Below are 17,067 nucleotides of genomic sequence, written 5' to 3'. Positions count from 1 at the left end.
TCGCTGTTTTTATTCTTTTAATATAAAAAGGTTTAATGAACGTAATTGGCTATCAATGCAATCAGCCATAAATGAAGCGGATAGAATCCGTAAAATAAATATTTGAAAAATGGTGCTTTGCTTCCTCTCTCACCATTGTAAAGCGATATAAATGGTAACACAGTGATAAACATAAAATCAGAATTATAAGCTAACATTTCAATTGTCGTTGGCCAATCTCCCAACCATTGAAAACTTGTAACTAAGAAAAAGAGCGCTAATGCACCATATAAACAGTTCCGTAAGACAAGTCTCTTTCTGGCTAAATACGTAATCAACATAAAAGGTAACATCACAATGCCACCTTCAGCAAACATTGCTCCTATTCCTAAAATTGCTAATATACTAATCAATAAAACAATTTTTAAACTGATTTTTGGCATCTCTAGCATCGCTTTTGTCACAATTAACATACTGACACCAAGGGCTAAGGTGAAGAAAATATTGTTGTGAACAGCAACAGCTGGATTATTCACTAAATGATTTAGAAGCGTATTTCCAACAAACATGATTGCTGCCCAAATATACAAACGACCATTGTAACGATAAACATTCCGTGTATAGTTGAACCCTTCTACAGCCATGTAACCAAAAAATACACCGACACAACGAGTAATTACATGAAAAATCAGTGCCCATTCTGGCGGAACAAAATAACTAATATGGTCAAGAACCATTAACCCCATCATCAATAACTTTAAGCGATTTGCGTTCATGAATCGTCTCCTTTATTTTTTCTACAGAAACTATCATATCTTTTTATATAACAGAAAACAACGAACATTCTTGTTAGATTCAACCATTCTTTTTGTCACTTCCGTTAAACTTGGTACCGCAAAGATAAATCTTCAAATAAATAATGTTGGTATTTAAATTGTTCAAAATGAATTTTTCGAATTTCTTGCTTAATGGCTGTTAAGCATTCATCGACCGTCATCAATGATTCTTCTTTCAGAAGCGCCTCTTCTATTAATAATTTGCATTGGCAATCAATCAATAAAAGTTGACTATAGAATGTGTAAAATGTTTCTTTATTTAATTTTTCAATCAAATTTTTAGCTTGATTCTGCAGCTTTTGATAACATTTGGTCAATTTTTGATAATCCATTAAATCAACTAACTGACCTTGTTTTAACATGTTACTAAAGTCTAAATCCCAAAGCATTTCTTTAGTCGGCTGTTGCAATAAATAATACATAGAATGACTACTAATAATTTCAGTGGTCGATTCTTCAATTGTTTCATAAAAAGTCACAAAATATTCTCGCTCAATCACAGTAATAATTTCTTCTTCTGAAAGCTCACAATCTTCTAAATTTTGATAGAATATCAATAATTTAATCCGCTCATCTATTTTATTCAGCGAAGCGACTAATTCAGGAAAAAGAACCGACTGACAATTCTCTACTAATTCTCTTGCCTTATTTTGTTCATTTTTATAAAAGCTGTATAACTTTTTCCGCTGTTTTAACGAGTTTAGTAAGTTATCGGGTATATTCCAGTAATATTGTTTCTTCATAGCATTCCCACTCTTCTTTTTTATGTACAATTTTACAAAATTGGTCTTAGCCAATTTCGTCTCTAGTTATTCTATCAAAAAAGTGACGCTTTTTTACTGACAATAATTACTCGTTTTACGCCCAAAAAGTGAAAATTCAGCTGTTAAGTAGTTATTGGGGCTTGTTTCCCGCGGGCCGAAAAAACTTTTTCCTTTTAAAAGTCCAGAAAAAGACCTACACTAGATATAGACATATAGACAAACGTTGGAGGGATTTAAATGGATTTACACTTAACGAATAAATTAGCATTAATTACTGGTTCAACCAAAGGAATTGGCAAAGCAATTGCGATTGAAATGGCTCGTGAAGGGACCGATGTCATTATCAATGGGCGCAATGAAGCCGAAGTAATCAAAGTTGTTGAAGAAATACAAACAATGTTTCCAGACACTCATCCTCAAGCAGGAACTGCCGATATTTCCATTGAAAGTCAACGAACTACTTTACTTGAAAAATTCCCTAAAGTCGACATTTTAGTGAATAATATGGGGATTTTTGAACCAATGGAATACTGGGACATCGATGACGCCACTTGGGAAAAATTTTTTACTGTGAACGTGTTGTCAGGCAATGCATTAGCAAAAGCTTATCTACCTAAAATGCTTGCACAAGATTTTGGTCGCATTATTTTCATCGCTAGCGAAGAAGCGGTGATGCCTTCTGGCGAAATGCCCCAATATAGCATGACAAAAACGATGAATCTTTCCTTAGCTAAAAGTTTATCCAACTTAACTGTCGGCACACATGTCACCGTTAACACGGTTATGCCTGGCTCAACCCTTACCGAAGGTGTAGAAAAAATGTTGGAAGATATGTACGCTGATTCAGACATTCCCAAAGAGGATTGGGAAAAAGATTTCATGAAAAATCATCGTTCTCGTTCACAAATCCAACGGCTCATTCGACCAGAAGAAATTGGTCGTTTTGTTACCTTTGTGGCCAGCCCGGATTCTTCTTCATTCTCAGGCGAAGCCTTAAGAATCGATGGCGGCTTAGTTCCAACGATCTTCTAAATTAAACAAAAAAGACAGCCAGCAAAAATTCACATTTTTTGCTGGCTGTCTTTTTAAGCATATTAATTGATTACTTACCAAAAGTAAGTTATATTTATCTCGAATTCGAAATAAAAAGAGGTGAAACAATGACCCAACAGCAAGAAGCTTTAAAAGCCTATATCGGTTTATTAAGAACCAGCCATCGACTAGAGCAACTTGCCAAGCAAGATGTCACTTGTTATGACTTAAACATTACAGAATTTTCAGTATTAGAGCTGTTACTCCATAAAGGTCCTCAGACCATCCAAAAAATTAAGGAGAAAATTTTAATCGCTAGCAGTAGCACCACTTATGTTATTGACCAATTACATAAAAAAGGCTATGTAACGCGCACCCCCAGTGAAAAAGACCGACGCATTACTTACGTTGAATTAACAGAAGCTGGAAAAACATTAATTAAAGAAATTTTCCCGACGCATGCAAAGCGAATTGCAGAAGCATTTGAACAACTCTCTTCCGAAGAATTAACACTTCTTCAAAAAACTTTACGAAAAATAACAAATGAAACGAAATGAGGAAATAATGATGAAAAAAGAAGATCAATTATTAGGAATCCACCACGTTACAGCTATGACAAGTGATGCAGAAAAAAACTATCACTTCTTTACGGACGTTTTAGGGATGCGTTTAGTCAAAAAAACAGTGAATCAAGATGATATCTATACTTACCATACCTATTTTGCCGATGATTTGGGTACACCAGGTACAACCATGACCTTTTTCGATTTTCCCAATAACCCTAAAGGATTAAAAGGAACCAATACAATTTCAAGAACAGGGTTCCGGGTTCCTTCAGATGCAGCTTTGACTTATTATGAAAATCGCTTCAATGAATTTGCTGTCAAACACACAGGTATTTCTGAAGAATTTGGCAAAAAAGTCCTTCGCTTCTGGGATTTTGATGATCAAGCGTATCAATTAATCTCTGATGAATTAAATCAGGGCGTTGCAGCGGGCACCCCTTGGAAAAAAGGACCTGTCCCTACAGAATTTGCGATTTATGGCTTAGGACCTGTCGAAATAGCTATTTCCTATTTTCATGAATTCAAAGAAGTCTTTGAAGAAATTCTAGGCTTTCACGTAGTGGCACAAGAAGGCAATCGCTATTTACTAGAAGTTGGCCAAGGTGGCAATGGTGCCCAAGTCATTTTGGTAGACGATGATACTAGCTCACAAGCGCAACAAGGATATGGTGAAGTACATCACGTTGCATTCCGCCTAGCGGATCGTAAATCACTTGGGACTTGGCAAGCGCTCTTTGATCATTTAGGCTTACAAAACTCTGGCTATGTCGATCGTTATTACTTTGAATCATTGTATGTTCGTATTGGGCATATTTTAGTCGAATTAGCCACCGATGAACCAGGATTTATGGGGGATGAACCTTACGAAACATTAGGAGAAAAGTTATCTCTTGCGCCATTTTTAGAAAACCGTCGTGAGTATATTGAGAGTGTTATCAAGCCTTTCAATACAAAACGAGCCTAAGGAGGAAAAAAATGCATTCAATTTTTAAAAAAGGACATCCTGAAGCACCTGTCTTTGTGCTACTTCACGGTACAGGTGGTGATGAAACATCTCTCCTGCCAATTGCCCAAGAACTAAATAAACAAGCTACTGTGCTAAGTATTCGTGGTGATGTTTCAGAAAATGGAATGAATCGTTATTTTAAGCGCCTAGCGGAAGGTCATTATGACTTAGAAGATCTAGAAAAACGCGGCGAGGCGCTTCATAAGTTTATTCAACAAGCCGCTAACGAGCATCAATTTTCATTGGATAAAATTATTTTTATTGGCTATTCAAATGGGGCCAATATCGCTATTCAATTATTGCTTACTCATCCCGACAGCTACCATCAAGCTGTCCTCTATCATCCCATGTTTCCTGTTGAATTGACCAATCAACCAGACTTGACCGACACTTCTGTTTTATTATCTCTAGGAGAGCATGACCCGATTGTCCCACTTCCTGAGAGTATGCGTGTGATTCAACTATTTCAGAATCATGGAGCAACCGTACAAGAGGTTTGGACACAAAGTCATCAATTAACTTATCAAGAAATTAAGGAAACACAAACTTGGTTGGCACATCTGTCCTCTTAACAAAAAAGTGAGGTCGGGACAGAACCGTTTAGCTCCGAGAAATAAGAAGAAATTTCCGAAAATTGCTCTTTAATTTTTGGAGAATTTCGGCTTATTTCCGAAGGAGTTGGTTCTGTTCCCGCCGTTTATCAGGTTTTGAGCCTGGGACAAAAATCTCTTTGGATTTTTGTCCCAGGCTCACTTTTTCTATTTTAAGATAATTCACTGTCTGAGCTTCTTTTTATTCTGCCATTTGAACAACTATTTTACCAACTGCATGGTGCGTTTCACTGAGTGCATGTGCATCATAAATCCCTTGTCTAGAAAAAGGGAAAACTTCACCAATAATTGATTTCACTTTTCCAGCTGCCATCAAATCAGCAATTTTTTGTAATTGTTCTCCATTTGGTTGAAGCCAAATACTTTCAGCAGAAATATTTTTTTTGGCTGCCAATTGTTTATCTTCAATGCCCACAATTGAAACAAGACGACCGGTGTTTGGTTTTAAGACGTCAAAACTATTTTTTTGAACCTCACCACCCATTGTATCAAAGACCAAATCAATATCAGTTAATACCTCTGCAAAATTCGTTGTATGATAATCAATCACTTCATCTGCACCAATTTTTTTCAGTAAGGCATGATTTTTTGCGCTAGCGGTCGTGATGACATGTGCGCCCGCTTCTTTTGCTAGTTGAATCGCATAAGTACCGACCCCACCTGCACCAGCATGAATTAAAACAGTTTCTCCTTCTTTAAGGTGACCATGATCAAACAATGCTTGCCAAGCGGTTAAACCAGCCAACGGAACGGCAGCCGCTTCTTCAAAGCTAATTGTTTCAGGGATTTTTGCTAATAAATGATCATCCACAATCGTTACTTCTGCATAGGTGCCAAAACGAGTAGTTTCAGGACGAGCAAAAACTTTATCGCCAACTTGCCAATCCGTTACTTGACTCCCCACCTCTGTAATCACACCAGCGACATCCCAACCAAGAATAATCGGAAAGGACCAATCAAACATCTGTTTTAAATATCCTTCACGCAATTTCCAATCAATCGGATTAATTGATGTCGCGTATTCTTTTACCAACACTTGATGTTCCGATAATTCTGGCAGTGTTACTTCTGCTTCTTCAAGTACCTCTTTACTTCCGTACTGATTAATCACAACAGCTTTCATAAACCAACTTCCTCTCATTTGTTTCATTTTTCACACTTTTAGTATACGCCTATTGCCTTCTTTTTATATAAGAATATGCTTTAGTTAAATTGAGAGAAAGTAGCTGTTTTTAGTCTATTATTCATAACGTAAAGATTCAATTGGATCTAATTTGGCTGCTCTTCGAGCTGGTAAAGTTCCTGCTAAAAAAGCAATAAACATAATAACTAAGATAATCATTAGTGAAGATGGCAATGAAAATTGAATTAATTTAAATCCTGTTAAAGCCTTTAAAAAAGAATCCGTTGCCAAACGATTAACTAAATTTCCAACCCCAACAGCTCCTAAAATGCCTAATATTGAGCCAAAAAAGCCAATTAAAGCCGCCTCAACACTAAAAATTGTAAAGACTTTCCCATTGCTAAGTCCCATGGCTTTCATTAAACCAATTTCTCGCGTTCTTTCTTGGACAGACATATACAGCGTGTTAATAATGCCAAAGCTTGCAGCTAACAAGGCAATTGCACCAAACATGGTTAAGACACCAGTGATTGCATTGATTATATTACGAATCATGCCAATTTCATCTTCGACAGTAGTCGCTAAATAGCCAGCTTTGTCTAAATCTTTTTTGATGTCCTTAATCTGCTCTGGCGTGCTGTCTTTTTTAACTTCAGCAATAATCATCGCGTATTGATTTTTTAAATGTTCTGGAAGATCTGCTTGATTGATTGAGACAACTTTATCAATCAATGCTTTATTCATCAACGAGAGCCCATTTTGAATGACACTGGCATTTCTAACGCCAACAATTTTCGCTTCAATAACTTGCTCTTGTCCTTTCAAGGAACTTGAGATACCTAATTGAACTGTTTCTCCCACGGCAGCTTTACTAGATGTATAGCCGAGCGCTTTTACATATTCTGGTGATAAATTAATTTCGAAGTCCTGGCTCGTTTGCGAAACTTTACGGCCAGCCGCTAAATCAATGGTCATCTCATCTAGCGCAGAAGTTGCTGAAAATACATATTTATGCTTATCTGCTCCTTTTATATAATCGATAGCAACGGATTTCATTGGTTCCACTGATGTAACATCCGAGATTTTTTTAATCTTCTCAATATCTTTTTCAGCAAGCATACTTTGTTGTTGAATCGTACTGGTTTTTTTCTCTGGATTATATTTACTTGGTTCTGTTCCGTTACCAACATTCATCTCCATTTTTGGCTGAATAAATAGCTGATTTGCACCACCGACACTGCCGACTTGTTTGTCAATATAATCATTTACACCAATATTGACTCCTGTAGTTAAAGCTATGGTAAATGCTCCAATAAAGATTGCAATAATGGTCAATACGGTTCGGCCTTTATTACGCATTAAATTGGTACTAGCTGATTTTAAAATATCTCTAAATTTCATTTACTCATCTCCTCCTACAATCAAGCCGTCTCGAACATGAACTTGCCGATCACAACGTGCTGCTAAATCTGGATCATGTGTCACAATAATTAAGGTAATTCCTTTATTTTTATTTAAATCAAATAATAATTCTTCAATTTTCTTCCCAGTGGCAGAATCTAAATTCCCTGTAGGTTCGTCCGCAAAAATAATTTGCGGATTATTAACTAAAGCACGCGCTATGCATACCCGTTGTTTTTGACCACCAGATAAATTATTCGCTTTGTTTTGAACTTTATCTTCCAAACCGACTGCTTTTAACGCATCTAAAGCCATCTTTTTCCTCTTGCTACCGGAAATTCCACCAATTTTTAATGGTAAAAGAACATTATTTAAAACTGTATCCTTGGCATTCATAAAGAATTGTTGAAAAACAAAACCAAATTCTTCATTTCTCGTTTTATTCAGCACTTTCTTTCTAATACTAGTAACATTTTTACCATTTAAATAAATATCTCCTGAAGTTGGTTGATCTAACAATGCCAAAATGTGCATAAATGTTGATTTCCCAGAGCCACTTTTACCAATTATGGCCACAGATTCACCTTTTTCAACTTTTAAATCAACACCTTTTAACGCATCAAATTTTGTTTCGTTCTTTCCATAACTTTTTTTAATATTTTTTGCTTCAATTACCGCCATGTTACCCCTCCATTTTTCATTCTTTGTCGTTTACTTATTTACAAAGTTTTTTACTCTTTTCATACTCCTTTCTTCTCTTTCTATTTTGACGGAAGCCCTTTCCTTTGTCATGGTACTTCCGATGTATCTCTCAATTAAAACAATAAGAACATGTTCCAAATTCACCTCATTGAACATGTTCTTATTAATTAGTTATGCATTTACGCGTTTAATTTCACGATGTTTATTCAATAAATAGGCCAAACCAAGATTAATGCCAACAAAGCAACTGATTGTCAGAAGAAGTGGTAGGACAGTAAAACCAGTGGATTGATAACCAACCATTGCTTGCAAGACATGGAGCATTCTCAGGCGCATTGGTGCCCCCCCTAATTGTGCAATCGTGCCCAGTAAAATAGGAATCATTAATAACAGCAATAAAACAATGAGTTTTTTTACGCCATCTATCCGATCATTAAAGACACCTGCTAACAAGCCAAGTGAGCCGCTAAGCATTAGTAAGATAAAAAAGAGCAACCACGACATGAAAAAGTTTCCTTGCGCATAGACATCAATTAATTTCATTGATAATTGAAAATGAGAAATGAAATTGCCGCTAAATACTTTAATCAGTACAAGTACAGCCAAGGATCCAACCAAAGATAAAATAGCATTACTTACAAAATTCACCAAAAAAATCGTCCAGCGGGAAAGCCCGTTTTGAATAAACAGTTTAAAATCTGTGTTTACCCCTAAAAATGATAGTATCCCCATAAAAACCAGACAAGGAATTACTGCATCAGAGCTGACAGTGTTCACGTCGTTAGAAAAGAGCAACCCAATAAGAGGAAAAAGAATGCCGAACAAAGCATAAAAGCCAAAATAAATTGCTAAGGAACGGACTTGATAAATAACACGATACCGCAAAGCTGTTTTAAATTTCATTTTACTTTTCCTTCTCGTAATATATATTTTGAAACGACTTCCATCGTTTCAGTCACCCCTTAGGGCTATTCCTTATTAAATAACTTTTAAACCTTGGCTATTGAATTTTGTTCCTGGATAATAGACTTATGGAAACGGTCTATCGGAACACTGCTAATTTCCTTTGTAGCTATGACTACAGCAGAAAGCCTGCATCCCGACTTATTGATTATCATGCCTCAAACCCATTAGCTGTACCGTTCACTTCTTAAACTATTTCTAGTAGGAAATAGGGTGGCTTTTAAGAGGTAAACAATTGAGTACTATTAAGCGAGATTGCGGTTATTCAATAAGATTCAGGGATAAACTTCAATAGCTAAGTATTCCAAAAAATTTATGAAAGGAGGACCTTCCATGAAATTATTTATTGGTTTAGACGTTAGTTCTCAAAAATTAGATACTTGCTTTTTAACAGACTCCAAAGAGATCTTGTTTGAAGGTTCACTTAGCAACGATTTAATCGGAGCTAGCGAAATCAAACAAAGAATTCTCGACTACCAAGAAACCTTTGGTTTCTGCCGAATTGTCATAGGTATGGAATCGACTTCTGTTTATAGTTTTCACCCAGCAATGTTTTTCTACTTAGATGAAGATTTAAAGCTGTTACCTGTCGAAGTTACTGTAGAAAATCCTTATAGAATCAAACAGTATTCAAGAATGTTCGATCAGGATAAAACAGATAAAATTGATGCACAGATCATAGCTGATTATCTACGAGTAGATCTCCATACATTGTCTCCTATTAAAGAAGAAGTTTATGTTGGACTTCAACGACTAACAAGATCTCGTTATCAATTAGTGACACAAATGGTAGAAGCAAAACAACATTTTTTAGAAAATTTGACGTATAAATGTAATACTTTATCAAAAGAACTTGCGAATGAAGACAATAAAACTTCCATATTCGGAGCTTCAATTATGAATCTACTTACAGAAGGTATTACCTTAGATGAATTTTCGGAAATGCCTCTTGAATCAGCCGCTGAATTACTTCAAAAGCTAGGAAAAGGTCGATTCAAAAATCCAGAGCAACTTGTCAAAAGTATTCAAAAAGCTGTACGTAGTTCTTATCGTTTAGGTAAAGTAACCAAGAATTCCATTGACCTTGTATTAGGTATAATCGCCAACGAAATCAAATTTCTAAAAAAACAGATTAAAGAAATTGAAAAAAACATTACTGCTTTACTTGAAACAATTCCAGAAGCCCAATGCTTATTAAGTGTCCCAGGATTAGGAGCTGTTTATACTGCAGGCTTAATCGCTGAAATTGGTCAAATCGAGCGATTTGATGATCAATCCAAGTTAGCAAAGTATGCCGGGTTAACTTGGTCTAAAAATCAATCAGGAAACTCTCAATCTGAAAACACGCCACTAAATCGTTCTGGAAATCGCTATTTTCGTTACTACTTAATTGAAGCCACCAATCGAGTAAGAAGTACACTTCCAGAATTTAAAGAGTACTACCAAAAAAAGAAAAATGAAGTACCTAAACACAAACATAAACGAGCGCTCGTCTTAACCGGAAGAAAATTTGTGCGCTTGATCGATGCGCTACTACGCAACGGTCAATTCTATCAGCCGGCGAAGGTGGTGATAGAAAAATAACATAAAGTTATTTGCGAAAATCTTCGTGATTACCCCGAAAAAAATTTGATTTTAGTCGGGTCTAGTTCAGTGCGGTCTAATTTTTCAAAATCTAACTCATATTTTAAAATTTATATCTTGACTTATTACCATTAGGCTTTCTATTGGTTAATTGTACAAAATATGTTTGTAAATTTAGCGGCGCAATTTGAACCTCTGCTTTTTCAGTCGGCAAGTCGCCGTACACGTAAGCCGTAACTGCTCCACCTAAAGTGTCCATGCCTAAGATTTCCAATGACTGAGTATAGCGCTCTACTTGTTCTTTCGGCCCAGAAACAATGCGACCGTTTTTCAAAATTGTTTCAATAGATTCTGTGCGAATCAATTTTCCTTGATCAATGATGATAATATCTTCTAATAAATTCGCAATTTCTTCAATCAAATGGGTGGAAATCACAAACGTACGGGGACGTTCTTGGTATGTCTCAATTAAATAAGTATAAAATAATTCCCGATGATTGGCGTCTAAACCTAAGACTGGCTCATCTAAAAAAATATACTCACAGGGGACGGATAGCGCCACTATTAGTTTAGCAATACTCCGATAACCAGTTGATAATTTTTTGAATGTCTTTTTACTATCTAAACCAAAATCGCTTAACATTTGTTCGGCCAAAGACCAGTCAAAGGATCCATAAAAACCTTCAGTCGTTTTAAAAATATCTTTAATTTTTAACTGAGGAGGAAACAAATTATCTTCACTCATTAAGTAAATATGAGTCAAAGCAGCCTCATTATCGGTCACTGTTTCTCCCGCCAATTGAACGGAACCTGAAGTGGCAAAACTTCGATTATTTATGATATTTAATAACGTACTTTTACCAGCCCCGTTTCTGCCTAAGAGCCCATAAATCGTTTCTTTTTCAAAAGTAATTGAAATATTATCTAGTGCTTTTTTTTGATGATATTTTTTACTTACTGATTCCACCCGCAAACTCATGCTTCATACCCTCTTTCAATTAGTTGTTTTAATTGTTCAGCTGTAATCCCTAATTTTTTAGCTTCTGCGACAACTTCTAAGACTTCTTTATTTAAAAATTCTTCTTTCCGTGCACTTCTTACTCTCTCTTGAGCGCCTGGTAAAACAAACATGCCAATCCCCCGTTTCTTTTCAATCAACTGTCGTTCTACTAATAAATTCATTCCTTTTAAAACGGTGGCTGGATTGATTTGGTAACTTTTTGATATTTCTGTGGTTGAGGGAATTTGTTCGCCTTCTAAGTAAGCGCCATTAAAAATTCCTTCGGCAATCTGATCGGCTACTTGCTGAAATAAAGGCTTTTCCCCCGAAAAATTAAATTCCATTTTTACACCTCGCTTAAACGGTTAACTACTTATGTAACTAACTATATATCTTAGAAATTCTTTTGTCAACAAAAAAACCATTGTTTCCAAAGAAATTTTTCTTTGAAAACAATGGCGATACTTTTGAGTTTATTGAATGGTTTCGTTCTTATAGGGTTCCATTGTATAACAATTCATCGGTTGTTTCGTTGACAATTTTTAAGCGATTTTGTTTTTTTATCAAAATACTTTTATAGGTCGTTCCTGTAGCCTTTTCTTCCATCACAAGAATGCGTTTATACTCATTATCAGTGACTTTCTTAATCGTTGTTTGATTTAAGGACGGGATTTTTTCTTTTAGCGTTTTTTCTTCCGCCAGACCTTTTAAGATTTCTGATTCTGTAGTGGAACTTGTGGATTTACTAGAATCGCTTGATACACCTTCGTTATTAGACGCACTTTCAGATGACTTGCGACTTGATTCGGTTACTTTAGGCTGTGATGATTCACTGGTATTGGTTGAATTCATTTGGGTTTGGGTTTGGGTTTGATTCCCACATGCACCAATTAGCAACCCAACGCCTAAGATAGAGCTTGCTAAAATAGTTTTTCTAATCATTTGCATGACCTCCTACATCTATCATTACTTTAACCTTAACATTTTTCAGCTAAGAGAACAATTTTTCAGATTAGAAAAGACCACTAGTCGTTATTTAAATAAACGAACTAGTGGTCTTACTTATTTAGGAATGATCTTCATATGAGTGAGTGGGTAATAAACAAATTGTGCTTTCCCTAAGATTTGATCTGCATGTATTGCACCAAAAGAACGGCTGTCTTTGGACATACGGCGATTATCACCAAGTACAAAATAGCTATCTTTAGGTAATTTTTCTTGCATTAACAATTCTTTTGAATCAAAATTCGTAGTGTAAGGCATCGTTTCATGATCTTTTTTTCTGTTTTTAGTTAAATAGGGTTCAGCGATTGGCTGATTATTGACATATAATTGATCGTTTTCGTAACGCACAGCTTCTCCTGGTAAACCAATCACACGTTTAATCAGAATCGATCCTGTGTCTGTTTTAAAGACCACCACATCAAACCGTTTAATGGCGGAGAATTTTTCCATCACAATCATATCTCCTTGATTCAAGGTTTTTTGCATGGAATGGCCATCCACCCGAACAGGAATCAGGAAAAATCCTCTTAAAATAAAAACGGCTACGATTGCTGGTACTAAGATTTTCAGAAAGTACATTAAATACCCAACATAATCACGTTTCTTCTTCAACTTCGTGCCACCTTTTTTCTAGTTTTTTTGAATTTCCTTGACTGCTGTATCGTAAGCAGCGTCATTTTCAAGAATTAATTTACCTAAAGTGGCTTCAATTTTTGTGGCTGTTTCATTGTCGATTTCTCCAGTTATAGGCAAGCCATTTTTCTGTTGAAGATCGCTAACCGCTGCTTTTGTTTCTGCGGTGTAGTTTGCATTGTTTTCATCAACAGGATACGCTAATACAGCTAAAATAGCATTTAAGTTCTGAATATCTTCAGATTGATTTCCTTCTTTTAGCGTTTTATCGCGAGGAATCAATTTTAAATAGGCATACTCGGGGTAATCAGCTTTGATGGTTGGTTCAATTCCTTTTTCGTTGATCCATTCACCTTTTGGTGTTAACCATTTTAAAACAGTCAATTTTATTTCGGTTTGGTCATTTAAATCTTTCACCGTTTGGACCGTTCCTTTGCCAAATGTTTTCGTTCCAATTAATGGGACATTCGCAGATTCATGCAGTGCTGCAGCAAAAATTTCGGATGCACTGGCACTATTGCCATCAATGATAACTGCAACAGGTTCTTTTACTTTAAAGCCGCCGTCTAATTCTTTGGAAGCAACTTCTTTCATCGTACGTCCTTTTTTGTCTTCAAATTGAACAATTGTTTCGCCATTTTTTAAAAACATACTGGCCATTCGCTCTGCTTGATCTAGCAGTCCACCAGGATTTTGGCGTACATCAATTACAAAGGATTTAGCTCCTTTGTCTCGTAAATTCGTGATTGTTTCTTTCAATTCCTGATATGTTTTTTTACCAAAGGACGTAATTTTAATCGAGCCAATTTGTGCATCTTTTTTGTCTAACTCACCTGTCACTGTTTTAACGGGAATTTTCCCACGTTTGATTGAGATATTTTTAGTTTCTCCCTCTCTTTGGATAGTCAATTCAACGGAAGTTCCTTTTTTACCTCGGACTTTTGACACGACTTCTGCTAGTTTCATCCCTTTTGTAGCTGTACCATCAACTTTTTCAATAATATCGCCTTCTTTGATTCCCGCTTTTTCAGCTGGGGAATCTGCTACAGGGGCCTCTGCTACAACTGGTTCGCCATCTTTCATTGTCATAGTGGCACCAATTCCTTCAAAATCGCCAGATAAGCTTTCGTTTAAATCATTGGCAGCAGATTCATTTAGATAAGTTGAGTATGGGTCTCCAATGGCTTCAGACATGCCTTTTAAGGCGCCTTCAACTAATTCATTTTTATCTACTTCACCTACATAATTGGTACTAATTTCATTATATAAATCCTGCACTTTGCTTAAATCAGCATTGGTAATTGCCCCTTCTTGACTCATCTTTTTAACACGATGATCAAAATAAATATAACTACTTCCTCCAGCTAAAAATGCGACACAGAGGAGCGAAATAATATATTGATAAAAAGGAACAGTTCGTTTGTTCTTCATATATTTCATCTCATTTCTAACAAATTCGTCACTACTTTTGTTTACTATAACATGAATGAAAAAAGAGGAAAAGCTTTGTTTGCTTTTCCTCTGGATTTATTTATTGTTTTCAAGGTACTTTTCCCATAACTCATCAAAGATGTCCATGTTGCTTAAATAGTCAGCATTCATTTCTAAATAAGAAGAAAGTTCATGATAATCCTCGGTTTGTTTTGGAAACTGAATATCTTTGGCCGCTTCATTGGCAAAATCAGTTTCAGAATCTTTAGCCGGACCTTTTAATGTCATTAAGTAATGGTAAAAGCTTCGTCTCATGTAAATTAATCACTCCATTTTTCTTCGATAAATTCACTTCTACGTTGATGGGACAATCCATAACGCAAAGCGTCTTTTTTATAAAAGTCTTGATGGTATTCTTCAGCAGGATAAAATGGTGCTGCTGGTTCGATGGTGGTAACAATTGGTTCTGTAAAACGGCCGCTATTAGCTAGACGTTCTTTACTTTTCTCAGCAATTTCTTTTTGTTCTTGAGAACGATAAAAAATAACTGGCCGATAATTATCGCCGCGGTCTTGAAACTGACCGAAAGCATCAGTAGGATCCGTTTGTTGCCAATAAATGTCCACTAATTGTTCGTAAGAAATAATCGCTGGATCAAAGGTGATTTCTACTGCTTCCGTATGGCCTGTTGTGTGTGTTAGAACCTGTTCATATGTTGGATTAGGCACGTGCCCACCTGTATAACCCGAAACAACTGAGATAATCCCTGGTTGTGTATCAAAAGGCTGCACCATACACCAGAAACAGCCGCCTGCAAAAATTGCTTTTTCTTCCATCTCTAACACTCCTTTTTTATTTCTCTTTTGGCAAGTATATATTCATCCGAATGTCATCGTCAACTAAATTAATCTTTTCTGCTCGAACAAATAGACCATTTTGCATTCTAAACTGATCTAAACGTAATAAAACAGTTTGATCATCTGGATTGATTTCAACCCATTTAGGTAGTTTGTAAGAACGTTTAGCAAATTTCAATACTTCTTTAATTGGCAAGCCTAACGTTCCTATAGATAAACTTTTTGCTTTTAATTGTACATTACCATTCGCCATCACGTAAGGATCAAAATATAAGTAAAAAGGAATGTCATGCCCTAACACCTGAAATGTTCCATTTAATAAAGCATCATTTTCTAAATAAAATTTATATTTGATCTCCGAACCTTTTTGAAAGTCGGCTAAATAAAAGTCAATCAGTTTGTTCACCTGTTGTTTTTTTGACTGAATGGTGACGACTGGCTCGCCTTCTTTTTCAACAATTGCTGGTATTTTCTTTAAATCTGGTTCGCGAACTTGTGTTGCTCGAAATGTCACGAAAGCTACACTACCAATGACTAAACCCACTAGAACAAGAAAAGCGATTTTCCAGGGATTTCGTTTAAGATTGGTTGGTTGTGTCTTTTTAATTGATTTACTTGTTTTTGGCTTTTCTTCATTCATTTTATTCACTACCTTCTGATTTGGTTATCCATTCTTTCTCTGTCTTGACCATTTCATCCCGGACAGCTCCGGCCATAATTTGGTAGCCAAGATTATTCGGATGGAAGCGATCTTCTTCATATAACAAATTGTTTAAATCCTCTTTGCTAGCACTACTTCCTGTAGTTTCTGAGTCGCCACCGGTTACGCCAACTTCATCGCCACGACCTTTATAGAGTAAATCATTGATAGGAATGAAATAGGCTCGTTTTTGCTCTTGAACCATTTCTTCGGTTGCTTGATTCCAGTTATCAACGATTTCTTGCATTTCTGTAATTTCGGAAAAGTTTAAGTAGAAGGGATTGTAAATTCCTAAGACATAAATAGGGGCCTTCTCGTTGTACTCTCGGATTTCTTCAAGTAGTCGTCTTACTCGGCGTTGATAGGCTTTTTGTGGACGATTGAACGAGCTGACTTTCAAGTCGAAAATATTACTACTAATTACTTTCATTAAGTCATTTCCGCCAACCGTTAGCGTAATCACGTCCGCAGAGGCAAGGCCTTTTTGAATTTCAGGTTTCTCTTTGATTCGTTTTAAAATTTGATCACTACGATCCCCATTTTTCCCAAAATTGTCTGTTTGAACACCGTTCAAGTTGTAGTGTTCTTTTAAATCATCTGCCACAATAGGAACAAAACCTCCACTATTCGTCAAATCGCCAATTCCTTCAGTTAAAGAATCACCGATAGCTGTATAATGAATGACTTCTTTTTGATTTTTTTGAGCAGTTGTGGCCACTTTCTCTTGCTTTAATAGTGGCTTTGCTTTGGGGATGGCCACACTTAACAATGTAAAAACACCTAGCGCAATGAGGATAGGTGTTAAGACGGTCAGCAAAATATGCTGTGTTTGTTTTTTCATCTTCGTCACTTCCTTTTAAATAAACCAACAAGA

The 17,067-nt window shown here is 36.1% G+C and carries 20 protein-coding genes; 5 read left to right on the top strand and 15 right to left on the bottom strand.

Annotated features, from left to right (window positions below; translation table 11 throughout):
- Window positions 1–32: 32 nt before the first annotated feature.
- Window positions 33–755, bottom strand: coding sequence for a TraX family protein (locus tag IGK86_RS07420; protein WP_002357468.1), 723 nt, complete (start codon window positions 753–755; stop codon window positions 33–35).
- 104 nt (window positions 756–859) lie between these two features.
- Window positions 860–1,612, bottom strand: a complete 753-nt coding sequence (locus IGK86_RS07415; protein WP_016617353.1) for a DUF7006 family protein — start codon at window positions 1,610–1,612, stop codon at window positions 860–862.
- A 204-nt stretch (window positions 1,613–1,816) separates the two neighbouring features.
- On the opposite strand from IGK86_RS07415, the gene IGK86_RS07410 reads away from it, so the two are divergent.
- The 4 genes from IGK86_RS07410 to IGK86_RS07395 all read left to right on the top strand — a co-directional run bounded on the left by IGK86_RS07410 (window position 1,817) and on the right by IGK86_RS07395 (window position 4,755).
- Window positions 1,817–2,611, top strand: a complete 795-nt coding sequence (locus tag IGK86_RS07410; RefSeq protein ID WP_002360217.1) for an SDR family NAD(P)-dependent oxidoreductase — start codon at window positions 1,817–1,819, stop codon at window positions 2,609–2,611.
- A gap of 128 nt (window positions 2,612–2,739) precedes the next feature.
- The gene (locus IGK86_RS07405; protein ID WP_002380343.1) at window positions 2,740–3,168 is read left to right on the top strand and encodes a MarR family winged helix-turn-helix transcriptional regulator; all 429 of its coding nucleotides are present in this window, start codon (window positions 2,740–2,742) and stop codon (window positions 3,166–3,168) included.
- Window positions 3,169–3,178: 10 nt separating this feature from the next.
- A complete protein-coding gene (locus IGK86_RS07400) occupies window positions 3,179–4,141 on the top strand; it encodes a ring-cleaving dioxygenase (RefSeq protein ID WP_033596522.1) in 963 nt (320 codons plus the stop codon).
- Between the two features lie 11 nt (window positions 4,142–4,152).
- Window positions 4,153–4,755, top strand: a complete 603-nt coding sequence (locus tag IGK86_RS07395) for an alpha/beta hydrolase (protein WP_002361880.1) — start codon at window positions 4,153–4,155, stop codon at window positions 4,753–4,755.
- 220 nt (window positions 4,756–4,975) lie between these two features.
- Here IGK86_RS07395 and IGK86_RS07390 read toward each other — a convergent pair whose 3' ends face one another.
- The 4 genes from IGK86_RS07390 to IGK86_RS07375 form a co-directional block, all read right to left on the bottom strand.
- Window positions 4,976–5,944, bottom strand: coding sequence for an NADP-dependent oxidoreductase (locus tag IGK86_RS07390; RefSeq protein ID WP_016617352.1), 969 nt, complete (start codon window positions 5,942–5,944; stop codon window positions 4,976–4,978).
- A gap of 90 nt (window positions 5,945–6,034) precedes the next feature.
- Window positions 6,035–7,318: an ABC transporter permease gene (locus IGK86_RS07385; RefSeq protein WP_016617351.1), complete on the bottom strand. Its 1,284-nt coding sequence runs from the start codon at window positions 7,316–7,318 to the stop codon at window positions 6,035–6,037.
- Window positions 7,319–7,999, bottom strand: coding sequence for an ABC transporter ATP-binding protein (locus IGK86_RS07380; RefSeq protein ID WP_002357457.1), 681 nt, complete (start codon window positions 7,997–7,999; stop codon window positions 7,319–7,321). It abuts the gene before it with no gap.
- A gap of 192 nt (window positions 8,000–8,191) precedes the next feature.
- Entirely contained in the window at window positions 8,192–8,923 is a 732-nt protein-coding gene (locus IGK86_RS07375) for a hypothetical protein (protein ID WP_002371093.1), read from the bottom strand.
- Between the two features lie 393 nt (window positions 8,924–9,316).
- Here IGK86_RS07375 and IGK86_RS07370 point away from each other — a divergent pair, with 393 nt between their 5' ends.
- Window positions 9,317–10,567, top strand: a complete 1,251-nt coding sequence (locus tag IGK86_RS07370; RefSeq protein ID WP_438741968.1) for an IS110 family transposase — start codon at window positions 9,317–9,319, stop codon at window positions 10,565–10,567.
- A 103-nt stretch (window positions 10,568–10,670) separates the two neighbouring features.
- Here the strand turns inward: IGK86_RS07370 and IGK86_RS07365 are convergent, their stop codons facing one another.
- The 9 genes from IGK86_RS07365 to IGK86_RS07325 all read right to left on the bottom strand — a co-directional run bounded on the left by IGK86_RS07365 (window position 10,671) and on the right by IGK86_RS07325 (window position 17,034).
- Window positions 10,671–11,546, bottom strand: a complete 876-nt coding sequence (locus tag IGK86_RS07365) for an ATP-binding cassette domain-containing protein (protein WP_438742261.1) — start codon at window positions 11,544–11,546, stop codon at window positions 10,671–10,673.
- Window positions 11,543–11,911 carry a GntR family transcriptional regulator gene (locus IGK86_RS07360; protein ID WP_002365712.1) on the bottom strand — a complete coding sequence of 123 codons (369 nt, stop codon included), beginning with the start codon at window positions 11,909–11,911 and terminating at the stop codon, window positions 11,543–11,545. Before IGK86_RS07360 ends, IGK86_RS07365 begins: the two co-directional genes overlap by 4 nt.
- 148 nt (window positions 11,912–12,059) lie before the next feature.
- On the bottom strand, window positions 12,060–12,515 hold the full coding sequence (locus tag IGK86_RS07355; protein WP_016616862.1) for a hypothetical protein: 456 nt from the start codon (window positions 12,513–12,515) through the stop codon (window positions 12,060–12,062).
- A 114-nt stretch (window positions 12,516–12,629) separates the two neighbouring features.
- Window positions 12,630–13,184, bottom strand: a complete 555-nt coding sequence (gene lepB, locus IGK86_RS07350; protein WP_002382369.1) for a signal peptidase I — start codon at window positions 13,182–13,184, stop codon at window positions 12,630–12,632.
- Window positions 13,185–13,202: 18 nt separating this feature from the next.
- Entirely contained in the window at window positions 13,203–14,645 is a 1,443-nt protein-coding gene (locus tag IGK86_RS07345; RefSeq protein ID WP_438742259.1) for a S41 family peptidase, read from the bottom strand.
- 87 nt (window positions 14,646–14,732) lie between these two features.
- On the bottom strand, window positions 14,733–14,951 hold the full coding sequence (locus tag IGK86_RS07340) for a YozE family protein (RefSeq protein WP_002364020.1): 219 nt from the start codon (window positions 14,949–14,951) through the stop codon (window positions 14,733–14,735).
- A 5-nt stretch (window positions 14,952–14,956) separates the two neighbouring features.
- Complete coding sequence (msrA, locus tag IGK86_RS07335; protein ID WP_002357448.1) at window positions 14,957–15,472, bottom strand: peptide-methionine (S)-S-oxide reductase MsrA; 516 nt, start codon at window positions 15,470–15,472, stop codon at window positions 14,957–14,959.
- 16 nt (window positions 15,473–15,488) lie between these two features.
- Complete coding sequence (locus IGK86_RS07330) at window positions 15,489–16,142, bottom strand: YpmS family protein (protein ID WP_002357446.1); 654 nt, start codon at window positions 16,140–16,142, stop codon at window positions 15,489–15,491.
- The gene (locus IGK86_RS07325) at window positions 16,135–17,034 is read right to left on the bottom strand and encodes an SGNH/GDSL hydrolase family protein (RefSeq protein ID WP_002365717.1); all 900 of its coding nucleotides are present in this window, start codon (window positions 17,032–17,034) and stop codon (window positions 16,135–16,137) included. Before IGK86_RS07325 ends, IGK86_RS07330 begins: the two co-directional genes overlap by 8 nt.
- Window positions 17,035–17,067: the final 33 nt, after the last annotated feature.

It is taken from the genome of Enterococcus sp. DIV1206 (genome assembly GCF_051712485.1).
Classification (GTDB): domain Bacteria; phylum Bacillota; class Bacilli; order Lactobacillales; family Enterococcaceae; genus Enterococcus; species Enterococcus faecalis.
Note: the sequence above shows the minus strand (reverse complement) of the source record. Positions and strands in the feature narration are given on the sequence as shown.